This window comes from Hahella ganghwensis DSM 17046 (assembly GCF_000376785.1).
Lineage (GTDB): Bacteria > Pseudomonadota > Gammaproteobacteria > Pseudomonadales > Oleiphilaceae > Hahella > Hahella ganghwensis.
This window is the reverse complement of the sequence record NZ_AQXX01000105.1, coordinates 1-16389: the sequence shown is the minus strand read 5'-3', so window position 1 is coordinate 16389 and position 16389 is coordinate 1. Positions and strand designations below refer to the sequence as shown.

15 protein-coding genes and 9 tRNA genes are annotated in these 16389 nt (G+C 49.4%); 13 read left to right on the top strand and 11 right to left on the bottom strand.

From position 1 onward, the window contains the following. Positions 1-378: 378 nt before the first annotated feature. From F566_RS0110790 to F566_RS0110740, 11 genes are all read left to right on the top strand, one after another. Complete coding sequence (locus F566_RS0110790) at positions 379-2799, top strand: LPS-assembly protein LptD (protein WP_033416107.1); 2421 nt, start codon at positions 379-381, stop codon at positions 2797-2799. Further along, on the top strand, positions 2780-4144 hold the full coding sequence (locus F566_RS0110785; RefSeq protein ID WP_020406996.1) for a peptidylprolyl isomerase: 1365 nt from the start codon (positions 2780-2782) through the stop codon (positions 4142-4144). Before F566_RS0110790 ends, F566_RS0110785 begins: the two co-directional genes overlap by 20 nt. Before the next feature lie 39 nt (positions 4145-4183). After that, entirely contained in the window at positions 4184-5212 is a 1029-nt protein-coding gene (pdxA, locus tag F566_RS0110780; protein ID WP_020406995.1) for a 4-hydroxythreonine-4-phosphate dehydrogenase PdxA, read from the top strand. Further along, positions 5205-6038 (top strand): 16S rRNA (adenine(1518)-N(6)/adenine(1519)-N(6))-dimethyltransferase RsmA, encoded by an 834-nt coding sequence (gene rsmA / locus F566_RS32575; RefSeq protein ID WP_020406994.1) that lies wholly within the window; start codon positions 5205-5207, stop codon positions 6036-6038. Before pdxA ends, rsmA begins: the two co-directional genes overlap by 8 nt. A 9-nt stretch (positions 6039-6047) precedes the next feature. Beyond that, positions 6048-6434 carry a Co2+/Mg2+ efflux protein ApaG gene (apaG, locus tag F566_RS0110770; protein ID WP_020406993.1) on the top strand — a complete coding sequence of 129 codons (387 nt, stop codon included), beginning with the start codon at positions 6048-6050 and terminating at the stop codon, positions 6432-6434. Between the two features lie 12 nt (positions 6435-6446). Then, positions 6447-7253 (top strand): symmetrical bis(5'-nucleosyl)-tetraphosphatase, encoded by an 807-nt coding sequence (locus tag F566_RS0110765; protein ID WP_020406992.1) that lies wholly within the window; start codon positions 6447-6449, stop codon positions 7251-7253. Positions 7254-7291: 38 nt separating this feature from the next. Continuing rightward, on the top strand, positions 7292-7735 hold the full coding sequence (locus F566_RS0110760) for a DUF423 domain-containing protein (RefSeq protein WP_020406991.1): 444 nt from the start codon (positions 7292-7294) through the stop codon (positions 7733-7735). A 110-nt stretch (positions 7736-7845) separates the two neighbouring features. After that, positions 7846-8049: a sulfur carrier protein ThiS gene (gene thiS, locus F566_RS0110755; RefSeq protein WP_020406990.1), complete on the top strand. Its 204-nt coding sequence runs from the start codon at positions 7846-7848 to the stop codon at positions 8047-8049. 53 nt (positions 8050-8102) lie between these two features. Then, positions 8103-8903 (top strand): thiazole synthase, encoded by an 801-nt coding sequence (locus tag F566_RS0110750; RefSeq protein WP_020406989.1) that lies wholly within the window; start codon positions 8103-8105, stop codon positions 8901-8903. A gap of 189 nt (positions 8904-9092) precedes the next feature. Next, positions 9093-9695 (top strand): nucleoid occlusion factor SlmA, encoded by a 603-nt coding sequence (slmA, locus tag F566_RS0110745; protein WP_020406988.1) that lies wholly within the window; start codon positions 9093-9095, stop codon positions 9693-9695. Between the two features lie 164 nt (positions 9696-9859). Beyond that, entirely contained in the window at positions 9860-11275 is a 1416-nt protein-coding gene (locus F566_RS0110740) for a PepSY-associated TM helix domain-containing protein (protein WP_020406987.1), read from the top strand. 177 nt (positions 11276-11452) lie between these two features. Here F566_RS0110740 and F566_RS0110735 read toward each other — a convergent pair whose 3' ends face one another. The 10 genes from F566_RS0110735 to F566_RS0110685 all read right to left on the bottom strand — a co-directional run bounded on the left by F566_RS0110735 (position 11453) and on the right by F566_RS0110685 (position 13277). Then, positions 11453-12007, bottom strand: coding sequence for an HNH endonuclease (locus F566_RS0110735; RefSeq protein WP_020406986.1), 555 nt, complete (start codon positions 12005-12007; stop codon positions 11453-11455). Positions 12008-12419: 412 nt separating this feature from the next. Then, positions 12420-12495: transfer RNA gene (locus F566_RS0110725), tRNA-Gln, on the bottom strand. A 54-nt stretch (positions 12496-12549) separates the two neighbouring features. After that, positions 12550-12626 (bottom strand) — tRNA-Leu (locus tag F566_RS0110720). Between the two features lie 13 nt (positions 12627-12639). Next, a tRNA-Arg gene (locus F566_RS0110715) sits at positions 12640-12715 on the bottom strand. 36 nt (positions 12716-12751) lie between these two features. Continuing rightward, positions 12752-12827 (bottom strand) — tRNA-Cys (locus F566_RS0110710). A gap of 5 nt (positions 12828-12832) precedes the next feature. Continuing rightward, positions 12833-12908, bottom strand: a tRNA-Asn gene (locus F566_RS0110705). Between the two features lie 6 nt (positions 12909-12914). Then, positions 12915-12990, bottom strand: a tRNA-Lys gene (locus tag F566_RS0110700). A gap of 9 nt (positions 12991-12999) precedes the next feature. Further along, positions 13000-13076, bottom strand: a tRNA-Ile gene (locus tag F566_RS0110695). Positions 13077-13091: 15 nt separating this feature from the next. Further along, positions 13092-13178: transfer RNA gene (locus F566_RS0110690), tRNA-Ser, on the bottom strand. 16 nt (positions 13179-13194) lie between these two features. Then, positions 13195-13277, bottom strand: a tRNA-Tyr gene (locus F566_RS0110685). A gap of 621 nt (positions 13278-13898) precedes the next feature. Here F566_RS0110685 and F566_RS0110680 point away from each other — a divergent pair. Further along, a complete protein-coding gene (locus tag F566_RS0110680) occupies positions 13899-15518 on the top strand; it encodes an RNA repair transcriptional activator RtcR family protein (protein ID WP_020406984.1) in 1620 nt (539 codons plus the stop codon). 24 nt (positions 15519-15542) lie between these two features. On the opposite strand, the gene F566_RS32570 is transcribed toward F566_RS0110680, so the two are convergent. Then, the gene (locus F566_RS32570) at positions 15543-16175 is read right to left on the bottom strand and encodes an ADP-ribosylglycohydrolase family protein (protein ID WP_083921056.1); all 633 of its coding nucleotides are present in this window, start codon (positions 16173-16175) and stop codon (positions 15543-15545) included. 39 nt (positions 16176-16214) lie between these two features. Here F566_RS32570 and F566_RS32565 point away from each other — a divergent pair. Beyond that, positions 16215-16389: transposase (locus F566_RS32565; RefSeq protein WP_033416103.1), on the top strand; the 175-nt coding region annotated here is incomplete at its 3' end.

Genomic DNA, 16389 nt, shown 5'->3' with positions numbered 1-16389 from the left:
AAATCACACGACTGACTGTTGTTACTGAGGTCTTGATCCCGGGTCATGTGAAAATCATCAGTCCAGGATATTGTTGTCGCCATGGTTATTGAGTTTAGCCTGACTTTAACCAGAGCGTGTAATCAGGAAGGCACCGAGCATATCAGAGATGGACAGGATGAGTCAGGGGGCGTGGAGGGAATATGGCTCGCAGTTGTTGACCACTATCGGGTTAAATCCTCGTCATTGTTATATGGCTGCTGTACTGGGCACCTGTGCATGAGTATCATGTGTTCCTTTTTGAATTTCTTATTCGGTCAGGCCTCTTTGGGCTGGGCAGGGCCACATCATTGAATCTGGGGCTGAATGATAAAACACAAGCTGAACCAGGCAGTATGGATGATACGACATAATAACCGGGCTAAATCTGAACTCGACACCTATTGTAATCTGCGTTCCCTGCTAAAGGCTTGCGCCGGGATATGCCTGTTGCCGGTTGGAGTTGCTGGTGCGGAAGAGTTGGTTGTCACAGCGGCATCCCAGGATTGGGTGGCCAGAGAACAGTTATCCGGCGCGCATCTGACTAATCTTGAACCCTATTGTGATGGGACATACGTCGCTCCCGCCTATGGATTTGAAGGTTACAGGGTAGAAGAGAACTCCACTTTGCTTAAAGCCATGGCGGACAAGGCCAGTGCCAAGCCTGAAAGTACGATAGAGCTTTGGGGAAATGTCGAGCTGCAACAGGGGGAGTGGTGGCTGGAAGCGGATAAAGCCACGCTGGACCGACAAACCAATAAGGCCTGGATAGAAGGCAATATTACTGGACGAGCGCCAGGGCTGGCTGTGCACGGTACATCTGCCTCTTATAATCTCGACACCGCCGATTTCAGTCTTGAAAACTCCTCCTATGTGTTGCATGACCGTCATGCCCGGGGCGAAGCCGATGGCCTGAGCAGCTCGGGTACTCAGGAAGTGGTGATCCAAACTGGCAGCTTTACCACCTGTGCGCCGGATAGTCGAGCCTGGTCGCTGATTGCCAGCGAGATCGTTCTGGACAGAGAGAAGGGGGAAGGCAACGCGAAACATATGCGCTTGCGGATACTGGATGTTCCAGTGATGTATTTTCCTTACCTTGCCTTTCCAATAGACGACCGTCGACGTAGCGGTTTTCTGTTTCCCACTCTGGAAACCTCCAATACCGGCAGAGGGATCAGCCTGGGGGTTCCTTATTATTTCAACCTTGCACCAGATTATGATGCAACCTACTCGCCCCGTTATATCCATGGCCGAGGGTTGTTGAACGAGGTGGAGGGACGCTGGCTGACGAAGGACAGTTATTCGGAATTGAGACTGGGTTACCTTTACCACGATAGTGAGTTTCTTAAGGAATTTCCGGATGAAAATAATGGTAATCGTTGGGCGCTCGACTTCGAGAACCGATACCGGATAGCGGATGGCTGGCGTTCAACCATTGATTACAATGCCGTGGGGGATAACGAGTATCTCAACGATCTCAACCGCACTCTCGAGATTGCTGAAACCTCTCATATCAAAAGATCATGGGACGTGAACTACGGAGGTGAGACGCTGAGCTTTCGCAGCAGAGTCTCTGGGTATCAGACGATAGATGACGGTATTGCTGAGCGCGATTACCCCTATTATCAGTTGCCACAGCTAACGCTGGACTGGAATGACCGCAGTGAGTGGTTCAACTATGGGGTGGAATCGGAATACACCTATTTCTGGCGGGATAATGAAAATATCACTGGAATCAGGCGAACTAATGGTAGTCGCTGGCGCACCCAGCCGGATATAGAACTCGATTTGAGTCCGGTATGGGGATATTTTAAACCGGGTATTCGACTGGATCACACGGACTACCTGCTTGAGGACGAGCCGGAAGGGAATGACAGTCATATCAGTCGGACGGTTCCTTTCTACCGTATCGACAGTGGGCTCTACTTCGACCGTACTGTCCAGATGTTTGACCACGACTATAACCAGAGCCTGGAACCACGTCTGTTCTATGTCTACTCTCCGGAAAGTGAACAGGACGACGTTCCAGACTTTGATACCTCGGTGCCCACTTTCAGTTATTCCCGTCTGTTCAAGGAAGACCGTTTCGTCGGAGGAGACCGGGTTGGCGACAACAACCGGTTAAGTGCCGGGGTGACAACCCGCTTTAATGATATGGATAGTGGCATAGAGGTCTTTCGGGCCAGCATCGGACAGATATTCTATTACGAAGACGGTGAAGTTGATCTCAATGGCAGTGGAGGCGTGACCGAGAGTGAATCTCCTTATGCCGGCGAATTGCTGTGGCGACCCAATCAGAATACGGATATCAAAATCAGTGGATTATGGGATGCGCAGGAATCCAGAACGGAGAAGGGAACGTCCACGCTTTCCTTCCATGATGCGGAGTACAGCAAGCTGCTGAACCTGAGTCATCGTTATTCGATAACCAGCAATAATCCCAATGATCACATTGAACAGACTGATATATCCACATTGTTTCCGGTGACGGACTCGGTCAGCCTGCTGGGACGCTGGCTTTTTGATCTGCGCCGGCATCGTACCATCGGTACCCTCGCAGGTGTAGAATACAGTGATTGTTGCTGGCGGGTGCAGTTGGTCGCCCGGAGTTACCTGGAAGATGAGGATAATGAAGAGAGTCGGCTGGATCACGGAATATTCCTTCGATTCCAGCTTCGCGGTTTAGGAGGCCTGGGAACTGGCGATGAGTCAGCCTTGTCCACAGGGTTAAAGAATTACAATGCCCGGGAAAACTATCGCGATGAGCGATATCAATGGTGATCGCGTGATCAACGGTAGAAAATTCCTGTGCATATTTATGAACAACACATCAATGAATGAAAACCTGTTAGTTATGTTGAAGAAGATTTTTATTTCTACGCTGCTGATCTGCCTGTTAGGGCTGTCTGGCGGACCGGCCATGGCGGACGTCAAGCCTTTGGATCGTGTGATTGCCATTGTCGATGATGGTGTCGTGTTGCAGTCTGAGCTCGATGATAGGGTCGGTATGTTCAAGCAGCGTTTTCTGGCGCAGGGCACGCCTCTGCCGCCGGAAAACGTCATGCGCGAAAAGTTGTTGGATCAGCTCGTTGTGGAGCAGATACAGCTTCAGATGGCCGAAAAGATGGGGATCCGTGTCAGTGACTCCCAGCTTAACCAGACCATGGAGAGTATTGCCCAGCAGAACGGGCTGAGCTTGGATGAGTTTCAGCAGCAGTTAGCTCAGGACGGAGTCACTTATCAGGGCGCGCGTGCTCAGGTGAAGCGGGAAATGCTGATTGGCCGATTACAGCAGCGCCGGGTCAATCCCCGTGTTCGTATCACCGAAAAAGAAGTGGAAGACTTTCTGAAGTCAGCGACCGGTAAAGCAAATAGTCAGGAAGAATACCGCATCTCCCATATTCTTCTGAGTAACGATTCCGGTCGTGATAATGTTGAGCTGGCGAAAGAAATTATCGAAAAACTGCATTCAGGTGGCTCATTTGCAGAGATGGCGGCGACCTATTCCTCCTCATCCACCGCACTGGAAGGGGGTGACCTGGGGTGGCGTAAGCGAGACGAGTTACCAACGCTGTTTACAGAGGTTGTTCCCAAGTTGCAGCCTGGGCAAGTGTCTGAACCACTTGAAACCAGTGGTGGTGTGCATTTGGTCAAACTCACTGATAAGCGTGGAGGGTCAAGCAAGTTGGTGACCCAGGCCAAGGTTCGCCATATTCTGATCATGCCCAATGAAGTACGCGATGATGCGGCAGCCAAGTCTATGATTGACAGTCTGTATGATCGTGCCAATTCGGGAGAGGAGTTTGCCAAACTTGCCAGGGAAAACTCTGATGATGCGGTAAGTGCCAGTGCCGGAGGATCTTTGGAATGGGTGAGCCCGGGGGAAATGGTGCCGGAATTTGAGCGTGTTATGGGGCAGACGCAGGTCGGGCAGATCAGTAAGCCGTTCAGATCGGGCTACGGTTGGCATATCCTGACAGTTGAGGACCGGCGAACGGCGGATATCGGTGACCGCGTGCAGGCGAATCAGGCCAGACAGACGTTGCATCGCCGTCGTTACGAGGAAGAGTTACAGAGTTGGCTGGGTGAAATTCGCGACGAAGCGTTTGTTGAATTGAAAATATAAGCTCCTGAGGCTGAACTATCCAACAATTTAGGTATGGTTATGATCATTGCGGTCACTCCCGGTGAGCCCGCGGGCATAGGTCCGGACATCTGTGTCCAGATGCTTCAGGAGAGCTGGCCTGTACATCTGGTGCTGGTATGCGACCCTGATATGTTGCAGAAAAGGGCTGAGTTACTCGGGTTGCCTCTGAAAGTGGAGCTATATAATCCTGAGGCTTTCGTTGCCTCGCGGCAAGATGGTCTCCCTTCCCAGCCCGGTGTTGCGACTGTTTTGCCTGTACACTGCGAATCTTCCCCTGAACCGGGACGCTTGTCTCCTGCCAATGCTCAATATGTCCTGGATACTCTACGCAGAAGCATCACTGGTTGTCTGAGTCGCGAGTTTGATGCATTGGTGACGGCTCCTGTGCATAAAGGTGTGATTAATGACGCGGGCATTTCATTCACGGGCCACACAGAGTTTCTGCAGCAACTGACCCGGGTACCAAGAGTGGTGATGATGCTGGCATCTGATGTGATGCGGGTTGCGTTGGCGACAACACATGTACCTTTATCAAAGGTGTCAGGGCTTATTTCAGATGAACGTCTGGAACAGGTACTCACCATACTGGATCAGGATCTCAAGGTGAAATTTGGAATTCCCAGGCCTCATATTCTTGTAGCAGGGCTGAACCCGCACGCTGGAGAGTCCGGACACATGGGACGAGAGGAAATCGATATTATTGAGCCTTGTCTTAAACGGCTACGGAAAAAGGGCATGAATCTGACAGGTCCTTTACCTGCTGACACCCTGTTTACGCCGAAATACCTCGACAATGCTGATGCAGTACTGGCTATGTATCATGACCAGGGATTGCCGGTATTGAAATATCAGGGATTTGGCAAAGCGGCCAATATCACCCTGGGGCTGCCGATGATACGGACGTCTGTCGATCACGGTACTGCGCTGGATCTCGCCGGTACCGGGCAGGCGGATGTCGGCAGTTTAAAAACGGCTTTGCAATGTGCCATTGATATGGTATCGAGTCAGGCCAGACAATCTTCATCCATGGAGTCTCTGGATGTCTAATTATTCTTCTCGTGGTTCTCGAAAGCCAGCAGGTCATCAGGCCCGAAAGCGCTTTGGACAGAACTTTCTGCATGATATGACGGTCATCGACCGTATTGTGCGTTCAATTAACCCAGGCGCTGAAGAGCTGCTGGTGGAGATTGGTCCTGGATTGGGAGCAATGACGGAGCCTCTGCTGGATACAGGAGTTGCGCTGACGGCTGTTGAGCTGGACCGGGATCTGATCCCTGTGTTGCGCACAAAGTTTTTTAACTATCCGAATTTCAACATTATTGAAGCGGATGCCCTGAAGTTCAACTTTCAAACACTGGTGAAGGAAGGCATGCCTTTCAGGCTGGTGGGCAATCTTCCGTACAACATTTCAACACCGCTGATTTTTCATTTGCTGGAGCTGGGCCCTGTCGTCAGCGACATGCATTTTATGCTGCAGAAGGAAGTGGTGGACAGGCTTGCAGCGAAGCCCGGTGACGGATCCTATGGCAGGCTAAGCGTGATGGCTCAATATCATTGCCGGGTGGAGTCTCTGTTCAATGTGGGGCCTGGCGCCTTCAATCCGCCTCCTAAGGTCTGGTCAGCGATTGTCAGGCTGGTACCTCATCCGGAGAAGCCATACCCATGTCGTGACGAGAAGGTACTATCCCGGGTGGTCCGCCAGGCGTTTGCCATGCGTCGTAAGACACTGAGAAACTGCTTGAAAAAGGAGATTGATACCAACGGACTGGAGAGCTTGGGGATAAACCCTCAGGCGCGGCCGGAAACATTGAGTGTTGGCGATTTTGTGAATATTGCCGACTACGTTTTGGAACATCCACTGACCGAAAGTTGATCGGGAGCCATGAGCGAAGAATCCCCTCTTTACGACATTAAAGTACAGGTGCGGACCCAGTATATTTCGTCGCAGTCTGACCCGGATAATGATCATTATGTTTTTGCCTATCACATCACGATTACCAATCACGGTGCCAAGACAGCTAAGTTGCTAAGCAGGCGTTGGCTGATTACTGATAGTGATCAGCGTCAGCAGGAGGTGACTGGTGATGGTGTGGTTGGTCAGCAGCCGGTGATTGCGCCGGGTAAAATTTATGAGTACAGCAGTGGCTGTGTCTTGGAGACCGAAGTCGGTACTATGGAAGGCCATTACATCATGAAAGCCGAAGACGGGCATGAATTTATTGCGCCGATTCCAAGATTCGTACTCTCGACGCCAAGAACGCTTCACTGATCTAGGAACCTTATGTCTGTTTATGCTATCGGTGATGTTCAGGGGTGCTGTGAGGCTCTGGAACGCCTTTTAGAAAAGCTTAAATTTGATCCGGCTGCGGATCAGATTCTGTTTGCCGGTGATTTGATTAACCGTGGCCCGGAATCGCTGCAGACTTTGCGCCTGATATATTCTCTGCGGCATTCAGTGATGTCTGTTTTGGGAAATCATGACCTTCATGCCCTGGCGGTCTACTTCGGAAGACAGAGGAGCAAGAAGAAGGATACGCTTTCTGCGCTGTATGATGCAGAAGATGCGGAGGTATTGCTGGAGTGGTTAAGAGAGTGTCCGCTGGCTCATTACGATGAAGAGCGTCATCTTATGGTGGTGCATGCGGGGGTTCCGCATCATTGGAGTGTGGCGCAAACTCTGAGTTTGGCTGCAGAAGTTGAACAGGTCGTGCGCGGATCTCATGCGCATGATTTTTTCTGTGAAATGTACGGTAATCTGCCTCACTGCTGGAATGAAAGCCTTCAAGGTATGGAAAGGTTGCGGGTTATTACCAATTATCTGACCCGAATGCGTTTTCTCGACGAGCAGGGTTGCCTGGAATTAACTCATAAACAGGGGCTGGAGACCGCACCGGAAGGCTTCAAAGCATGGTTTCAGTACCCGAGGAACGATGATCTGAAAATTCTGTTCGGTCATTGGGCCGCTATTCAGGGAGTCACCGGAGTTACCCGGTTTCATGCTCTGGATACCGGTTGTGTATGGGGGGGGAATCTGCGGGCCATGAATGTGGATACAGGTGAGTATATTGAAGTGGAAAGCCGTGACTAATACGGAAATGACTGTAAGCACAGGGGGATGACTGGGGCATGAATAGTGTTGGGGCAACCGCCTTTATTGCATCCTTGTCTCCCGGACAGAGAATCGGGCTTGGACTGGGGTTGATATTGACAGGTACTGCTGTCGCCATGGGGGCGGTGGGGAGTCATATTGTCCAACAGCATTATCCGGAAGGCGCATCGACATTTGCAATTGCACTTCGTTACCATACTTTGCATGGTATTGGAGTAGTATTGCTTTGCCTGCTTGCCTCTTTATGCCATAGACGCGTAATCGTTGTGGTGACAGGTTGTTTTATCGCGGGTCTGTTGATGTTCTGTGGCCTGCTTTATCTTAAGTCTTTCGGGATCATAAGCGCATCAGGGCCTTGGGTTCCTCTGGGGGGAATCAGCCTTATTCTCGGCTGGATTCTCTGGGGGAGTGGAGTGATCTGGGGGGCTATGGGTTATCGCGACCCTACTGATGATTCCTGAGCAGCGACAACCGCCACTAACGCCAAGCGACACCATCACGATGCTTTAGACGGCAACTTACTAAAGACCGCTGGTAACATTCAAATAACAATTAGTTGGTAGACTCCACTATGCTGAATATCCAATTGAACGGCGAGCGCCGGGAACTGGAAGGTTCTGTTTCTGTGACTGAGCTACTGGATCGCTTGGGATTTACCGGAAAGCGACTGGCAGTAGAGCTCAATAAAGAAATTCTTCCGAAAAGTCTGCATGCCACGACGATGTTGAACGATGGAGACATTATTGAAGTGGTGGGCGCTGTAGGGGGAGGCTGAGTTTTTCCTCTGATTCCACTACTTTCCTCAATAATAAAACGAGCGTACATCTCATGACACAAAACACACCTGGACAAGACAAACCACTCATTATTGCCGGTAAGACCTACAGCTCGAGATTGTTGGTCGGTACCGGAAAGTACAAAGATCTTGATGAAACCGCCAGAGCCATAGAGGCCAGTGGTGCGGATATTGTGACGATGGCGGTTCGTCGCACTAACCTGGGACAGAATCCAGACGAGCCTAACTTGTTGGACGTTATCTCGCCTGAGCGGTATACGCTACTCCCAAATACGGCTGGCTGTTACACGGCCGATGATGCTGTTCGAACTTGCCGTTTGGCGAGAGAGCTTTTGGATGGTCATAACCTGGTAAAGCTGGAAGTGCTGGGGGATCAGAAGACACTTTACCCGGATGTCGTGCAAACGCTTAAGGCGGCGGAACAATTGGTTAAAGAAGAATTTCAGGTCATGGTCTACACTAGTGATGACCCTCTGGTTGCCCGCCAACTGGAAGAGATTGGATGCATCGCCGTTATGCCTCTGGGAGCGCCGATTGGCTCCGGGTTGGGGATTCGAAACCCCTACAACATCCGTATCATTCTGGAAAATGCAAAGGTGCCGATACTGGTGGATGCCGGAGTGGGTACGGCATCAGATGCCACTGTTGCTATGGAAATGGGTTGTGACGGCGTATTGATGAATACAGCAATTGCCGCTGCACAGGATCCCGTGAGAATGGCCCGGGCGATGCGTCTTGCAGTGGAAAGCGGTCGCGATGCTTACCTGGCGGGAAGGATGCCTCGTAAGTTGTACGCCAGTGCATCGTCGCCGATAGATGGAACCTTCTTTTAAGGGATTCAAAAAACTATCAGCGTCGCCATGGCGCAATGAAATGTTGGCTTAAAATGATGACTTACTCAGAATAAGTTACATTTGATCGCCAGCATTTTTTTGTGCTGGCAGTTTTTTATGACGTTATTCAGGGGCCCGAATTAATAATGAATAAACCCCTCTCTCGAAGCAGTATATCTGGAGAATATAGTGAAAGCCGAACGTGGTCAGCGAAAACAGCAGATACTTGAATGCCTGGCAATAATGCTACAGGAACAAAGTGGAGCCAGGATAACGACAGCCAAGTTAGCCGAGGCAGTCGGAGTATCAGAAGCAGCGCTTTACCGTCATTTTCCCAGTAAGGCGAAAATGTTCGAAGCGTTGTTGGAATTTATGGAAGATGCGCTGTTCAGTCGCATTAAAACTATTGCAGGAGAACAAGAAGAACTGCGAGATAAGGTCAATAAAGTGGCGATGCTTTGGTTAACTTTTGCCAAGCGTAATCCTGGGTTGGGGTGTCTGTTGAATGGTGAAGCACTGGTAGGTGAAAACCCCAGGACTCAGCAGCGTGCCAGGGCATTGACTGAAAGGCTGGAGACCGAACTGCGCTCATTGATGCGAAATGCGGAAATCCAGAATGAGGTGACTCTGAAAGTATCCAGTACCGTCGCTGCGCAGTTGTTAGTCAGTGTTATCGAGGGAACTCTGCAACGGTTTGTCCGGTCTCAGTTCCGCTACGACCCAACTTCCGCATGGCCGGTGCAGTGGGACCTATTGTGGGGCGGGATAGTTAACGGACAGGGAATGGCCTGATCCTTCTTTTTCAAGCAGGTCATTTGGCCTGCTTGATCCAGCGGTTAAGATGAGTCACGCATAAGCCAAAGGGGCTCTGGTCTTGCCAGATAAGGTTGCTTATTATTCTCCAGCTCAAAGTCAGTTGGCTTTCATAATGACTTTTCATTGAATGGAAAATAAAAATGGCAATGGATTATGACTCATCTTTACCTTCCAAAGATCTCAAGTTAAGCGAAAAATTTTACCGAGCAGTCTGGCGCTGGCATTTTTATGCAGGCCTTTATGTAATTCCGTTCCTGTGCATGCTGGCTGTAACTGGCCTTATTATGCTTTGGGCTGGTGTCATCGACGGGCGTGAGGGTGAAAAGGCTTATACTGTTGCACCTGCAGGCGGGGCTGTCCCGATATCAAACCAGGCAGATGCTGCCTTGTTTTCTATCCCTGGTGGGGTGTTGAAGCAATATATTGGTCCATTAGGCTCTGATGGTGCGGCACTGTTTCGGGTAGATCTTCAAGGTGAGGCGCTTATGGTTGCCGTTAATCCATATGACGCAAGTGTACTAGGCTCCTGGTCTCGGAGGGCTGGTTGGTATGACCTGGCTAACGATATTCATGGCACTCTGCTGATCGGCGATGCCGGTGATCGTCTGATTGAAATTGCGGCCGGGCTGGGAATGGTGTTGATTGTGACAGGTCTGTATCTATGGTGGCCCCGGAGCAGTACGCGATTAGCAGATGTTCTGATACCGAATTTGCGATTAAGTGGCCGGCCGCTCTGGAAATCTCTGCACCAAAGTATCGGCTTCTATATTTCCGCTCTGTTGATTATTTTTTTCTTATCCGGCTTATCATGGTCGGGGATATGGGGAGAACGCTTTATTCAGGCCTGGAGTACTTTTCCTGCGGAAAAGTGGGATAAGGTTCCATTGTCTGATGATATCCATGCCTCCATGAATCATGGTGCAATGAAAGATGTTCCCTGGGCTCTGGAGCAGACTGCCATGCCGGAATCCGGATCTGATGCTGGTATTACTGGACTCGCTCCGGGGACGCCAATCAATATTGATACGGTTGTCGCCTTTGGTTATGCACTGGGTATGGGAGATCGCCGCTTTCAGGTGAACCTGCCTCAGGGAAAGGAAGGTGTCTGGACATTGTCTCAGGACTCGATGAGTAATGACACGACAAGCCCCACTTCAGATCGGACCGTACATGTTGATCAGCACACCGGTAAAATACTGGCAGATGTGAAATATGAAGACTATTCGCTGGGAGGGAAGGCGATGGCAGTGTCTATTGCCTTTCATGAAGGTGATATGGGGATATGGAATATTGCTTTAAATACGATCTTTTGCCTGTCGGTGATATTTGTCTCGGTCAGTGGTGTGATTATGTGGTGGATGCGCCGTCCGGCCAAGGCGGGAAGGTTGGTTGCACCACCAGCCCCGGTAGATATGCCACTGTGGAAAGGGGCTATTTGTATTGGGCTGGCATTATGTCTGGCGTTTCCCCTTGTTGGAGTCGCTTTGCTCATACTGTTGGCACTTGACGTTTTGGTCCTCCAGAATATTCCCGTGTTGAAAAAGGCGTTTTCGTAATCTGCTCTAAGCGGAAGGTCTCTCGATAGAAGGGGGGGCAACAGGCGATTGAATTTTTTCAGTAAGCCGAGAAAATGGAAAGCCAGTAAGATTCAAGGAAGACTTTGTCACTTACTGGTTTGGTTTTACTGATATTGCTGGTTTTGCAAATGTTGTTGGTCTTGCAAGTGTTGATGGTCAGGCAACGAAGTTTCGAAAACCCTTGGATAAGTAATCCATCTGATCTGTCAGAACATATCTATTGCGCAGGTACATGTATTCGTACCTGTTAGGCACATAAGGCACCGACAATAATGCCATTCCAGCCTCTTCTGGTGTTAATGCAGCCTTACGCTGGTTACAGCCAAAACAACAGGCGCAAGTGTTCATCCAGGAGTGCCGACCACCCCGGCTGGTCGGGATGATATGGTCGATCGTTAAAGCTCGTTCAGATGGTTTATTTCCACAATACATGCAGGTAAAGCGGTCCCTGGCGAACAGGTTTTGCCGGGTGAATGGCACTGAGTGAGCGATACGGGCGTGGTCACTTTTACTGGCCAGTATGGCGGGTATGCCCAGGCTGGATTGAAGGCCGACTTTATTGAAGCCCCCTTTCAGAATGATGCCGGTGTCGCCAAATGACCAGGCGACCCTACCGGCAACCAGATGCTGTGCCGCTTGATGGACGGTCAGCCAGCTCTGAGGTTGCCCTCCAGCAGTGATTTTTAAAATTAAGGGGTGTTTCATCATCATAGCCAAGCCCTCGAATGGCTGTTTCTATAAGTATATAAGTGAATCGTGTTAGTTGATGGAAAATAAAATTTGGGGTGATCAACGAGGATCGAACTCGTATCTCCAGGGCCACAACCTGGCGCTCTGCCACGGGCCTGCTGACACTTCGTGTGACAATCATGCTGGAGTCTCATTTTACCTTCTGCAAAGAGGAGGGAGCGCGGTGTAGTCATCTACATAAGCGACCGACAATGCCGTAGAGGGCAAAATGAGGCCCAGCCCTGCGGGTTGAGCCTGAGAATAGGGCACTCTTTGTTACTCGTCGTTCGTTTAGAATAACTAAACGTCTCTCCTTGTGCCGCGATTGACCTATTCTCAGGCTCAACATGATCGTCACACGAAGTGTCAGCAGGCCCTAATGATCACCACTTAATGGCTGGCCGCTCCGGATTTGAACCGGAAACCCTCTGAGTCAAAGTCAGATGCGCTGCCAATTGCGCCAGCGGCCAATAAACACTTTTGTAAACTTTCTTGTATAGTTAAAAGCGTTACTGTTTTTAAAATGGTGCGCAAGAAGGGAGTCGAACCCTTAAAACCTGGTTTCTAAGACCAGTACGTATGCCTGTTCCGTCACTTGCGCGTTAATATCAATCTGGTACCCATGGATGGATTCAAACCATCGACCTCAGGTTTCGTAGACCTACGCTCTGTTCGCTGAGCTACACGGGTAAATCCTTGGTTCTTTACACTTGCTCCAATAAAAATTGGAGAGGGTTGCCAGATTCGAACTGGCAAATACAAGAGTTGCAGTCTTGCGCCTTCACCTTTCGGCCAAACCCTCGATTCTGGCTCCGGAAACAGGGGTCGAACCTGTGACCTGGCGGTTAACAGCCGTCCGCTCTACCTACTGAGCTATTCCGGAACAATCTGGTGGGTCGAGAGGGGATTGAACCCTCAACCTCGGGCTTAAAAGGCCCTTGCTCTGCCATTTGAGCTATCGACCCAAAAATTGTTGGTGGTCCCGGCGGGATTCGAACCTGCATCTGCCGGCTTATGAGGCCGGTGCTTTAACCTGTTAAGCGACAGGACCACGATTAATCAATTTTGGCGGTAGGTGTTGGATTCGAACCAACGCGCCTCCTATAAGACGCCGGATTAGCAATCCGGTGCATTACCACTCTGTCAACCTACCTTGTGCATCATTTATTTGGTGGATGGGGGCGGATTCGAACCGCCGCAGTTTTCGGCCACAGATTTACAGTCTGCTTGTCTCACCATCGACAGCCCATCCAAATCTAGTTTAGTTATTCGGGGTGTGCCCAAATCCGTGACCTTCCTATCACGGTTGTTCGGGCACAAAAAAACCTGGTGTCTGTTAAAGCCCACCAGGTTTCCGGTTATATGCAGATATCCTGGAGGGCATGTTGACCCTCCAGACGTTAATTCAGGAAGGTCCTATAAATTTGCTCTGTATGCCATGGTTGGCAATGAGGTTCAGATGACACGATTGTTCGGTGCTCTTATTGAGCGCACGCAGGCCGTAGGCATAGAGGCGATGTTCACCTTTATTGTCTGCTGGCCAATATGTTGTAGAAAGATCGTGTCTCATGTTGAATCCCAAAATAATGAAAAACAGTCGGCTATATCTCTTTGCTGAATAGCAGCCTTTCTGTATTAGTTGTTATATAAGTATGCATGCACCGTGCCAGCTTTGTGGAAACGTCTAAATAAAAGAGATTGGCGGATGATTTTATAATACGAAAGCAAAGTTATTTATCTTTTTAAATAGAATTAATGGTTTTCACTATATATTTTGATAGTTTTTAATTGGATGAGTATCATGCTGAAATCTGTCATGTGTGATTAATGGGACAAATTTTCGATAACTGTTTATCTGCAGGTGTAAATTTCAATGACATTCCCCAAAGTTATCTATTCGATTGTCGGTCAGCGACTGGATCGAGCTTCCAAGCGTCGCGGAGCTTATGAGAAGCGGTTTGAACGACGTTGGCGGCCAACGGTGTCGCTGGCGCAGATGGCTGGGGTTACACAGATTCATCTTCTTTATGACAACGAGCAGTTGCTGGCGGAGGAAGTCAAAGAGGATATAGAGCAATTGAATAGCGATATCAGTGTCAGCCTTCATCAGGTGAAGTTCGGAGATCCCTGGGAGCTGGCCGAGGTACATTTGACGCTGGTGGATTTCGTTGAGAAGGAAGCCGCAACCTTCAGATCGGACTATGAATATCTGTTCCACATCACCACTGGCACGCATATTCAGCAGATCTGTATCTATAAGTTGGTGGAAGGACGTTATTTTCCGGGAAAAATTCTTCAAACCGCGCCGGGGGAAAAAGGCGGGGTGGCCAGGTTTCAGGTGATTGATCTGGATCTTTCCAAATACGATGCCGTTGCAGAACGGGTACGTCGGCAGAAAGAAGCAGAAGAAAACGATCTTAAAAGGGGAATTCCAACGCTAAATCTGAAGTTTAATCAGATGATCGAGGAATTGGAGATTATCAGCCGGCGTAGCCCTTATCCCATTTTGCTAATGGGGCCCACTGGTGCAGGAAAATCAGACCTTGCCCGGCGAATTTATGCGTTAAAACACAAAACTGCGCAAATCAGCGGCGACTATGTAGAAGTCAATTGCGCCACCCTGATGGGGGACAATGCTATGTCAGCATTGTTTGGGCATAGGAAGGGGGCATTTACCGGAGCTTTGGAAAGCCGGGAAGGGTTACTGCAGAGAGCGGATAATGGACTGCTGTTTCTGGATGAAATAGGGGAATTAGGTTTGGAGGAGCAGGCCATGCTGCTGTCTGCGATCGAAAATCAGTCGTTTTATCCTATGGGGAGTGACCGGTTACAGGAGAGTCGTTTCCAGTTGATTGCGGGGACTAATCGTGACCTTCGTGAGTCATGTCGACAAGGCGTATTTAGGGAAGATTTGCTGGCGAGGATCAATTTATGGACTTTCACGTTGCCAGGATTAAAGGAGCGACTGGAAGACTTGGAACCTAACCTGGATTATGAGCTCGATCAGGTTAGCCGGACGCTTGAGCAACGATTTCGAATTGCTCCTGATGCACGGAAACGCTTTGTCGAATTTGCTTCTCGGCCTGAATCCTTATGGACTGGAAATTTTCGGGATTTGATCGCCAGTGTCAGGCGAATGACCACATTGTCTGATGGTGGCGTGATTCGAACGGATGATGTAGAGAGGGAAATTTCCAGGCTGAAAGCCATATGGTATGGGGATGTTGGAGAGTGGAAAGACTCATCTGAAAAGGATTCTTTGGATTGTCTCGGCCGAGACATCCTTGGTCATATGGATTCAATCGATCTGCATGCCTTGAAGTTGGTCGTTGATACCATTAGGCAATCATCTTCCTATGCGGAAGCCAGCCGAAAACTTTTCGAGAAGTCCCGGCTACGCCGTAAACAGATGAATGATACGCATCGAATTAAGTCCTGGTTGCAGCGATTTGATATTGAGCTGAAGGATATACCGCTAAAGGGAAAGCCATAGCCTGGGAAAATGTTATGGAGAGTGTTAATAAGGAGGCAGCAATCTCCTAAAACCATGCAATAGTACAATCACTAAAAAGATCATGTTGCGTAAAAAAATCAATGGCCCGGGCAGGAGGGCTACGGAAGCTTTGGTATTGGATTGTTTACACTGTACCAGTTGCGCCGACAAAGCTTTGACATAGTTAACAGATATGGGCCAGTCCATGATGTTATCCAACCAGTCCCTTGGAATGTCGGATTTGTCGGTGCCTGCTCCAACCACGCCGCCTAGGATGGCAGCGGTAGTATCAGTGTCCCCTCCTAATCGAATCATTGAGGTCATCGCGCCTTCAAAGTCTCTTTGGTGTCTTAACCAGATAAATAAGACCATTGGCACGGTGTGGTATATGTACCCGCTAATACCATTCTCTTGTTTCAATATTTTGGCAAACTCTGTTTCATTCAGAGATAAATTTTGATTGATCAAATCAATAAGTGAGTGGAACTCTCTGACAGAATTGTTATCTTCATCGTTAATCAGTGCCGCTAATTGATTACGATAGTTCTGGATTGTTACAACCTCACCCTGGGCTGCCATATACGCGGCCTGTGCAATTGCCAGGGACGCTATTGTCGCTTTAGGATCCTTATGACGTGGCCTAATAGAACAGACCAACCCAGTTAAGGATAATACCCCTAACTGGAGATGAAGAAATTGACCACACGAAAGAAGTACTCAAAAGAATTTAAATTGGATGCCATCAGCCTGGTTCTGGATCAAGGCTACAGTCAAACCGATGCTGCTCGAAGCCTTGGGATTACCCCCAATATGCTGGGCCGCTGGATAAGGGAACATCGCAGAGATGACGGCCAGGCTTTTCGAGGCAATG

Bases quoted from the DNA above. Each gene is read 5' to 3' on its own strand.
- apaG (WP_020406993.1), top strand. From the start codon at position 6,048: ATGAGCGAAGAATCCCCTCTTTACGACATTAAAGTACAGGTGCGGACC.
- F566_RS0110785 (WP_020406996.1), top strand. From the start codon at position 2,780: ATGAGCGATATCAATGGTGATCGCGTGATCAACGGTAGAAAATTCCTG.
- F566_RS0110760 (WP_020406991.1), top strand. From the start codon at position 7,292: ATGAATAGTGTTGGGGCAACCGCCTTTATTGCATCCTTGTCTCCCGGA.
- F566_RS0110765 (WP_020406992.1), top strand. From the start codon at position 6,447: ATGTCTGTTTATGCTATCGGTGATGTTCAGGGGTGCTGTGAGGCTCTG.
- F566_RS0110790 (WP_033416107.1), top strand. From the start codon at position 379: ATGATACGACATAATAACCGGGCTAAATCTGAACTCGACACCTATTGT.
- pdxA (WP_020406995.1), top strand. From the start codon at position 4,184: ATGATCATTGCGGTCACTCCCGGTGAGCCCGCGGGCATAGGTCCGGAC.
- F566_RS0110735 (WP_020406986.1), bottom strand. From the start codon at position 12,007: ATGATGATGAAACACCCCTTAATTTTAAAAATCACTGCTGGAGGGCAA.
- thiS (WP_020406990.1), top strand. From the start codon at position 7,846: ATGCTGAATATCCAATTGAACGGCGAGCGCCGGGAACTGGAAGGTTCT.
- F566_RS0110680 (WP_020406984.1), top strand. From the start codon at position 13,899: ATGACATTCCCCAAAGTTATCTATTCGATTGTCGGTCAGCGACTGGAT.
- F566_RS0110750 (WP_020406989.1), top strand. From the start codon at position 8,103: ATGACACAAAACACACCTGGACAAGACAAACCACTCATTATTGCCGGT.
- rsmA (WP_020406994.1), top strand. From the start codon at position 5,205: ATGTCTAATTATTCTTCTCGTGGTTCTCGAAAGCCAGCAGGTCATCAG.
- F566_RS0110740 (WP_020406987.1), top strand. From the start codon at position 9,860: ATGGCAATGGATTATGACTCATCTTTACCTTCCAAAGATCTCAAGTTA.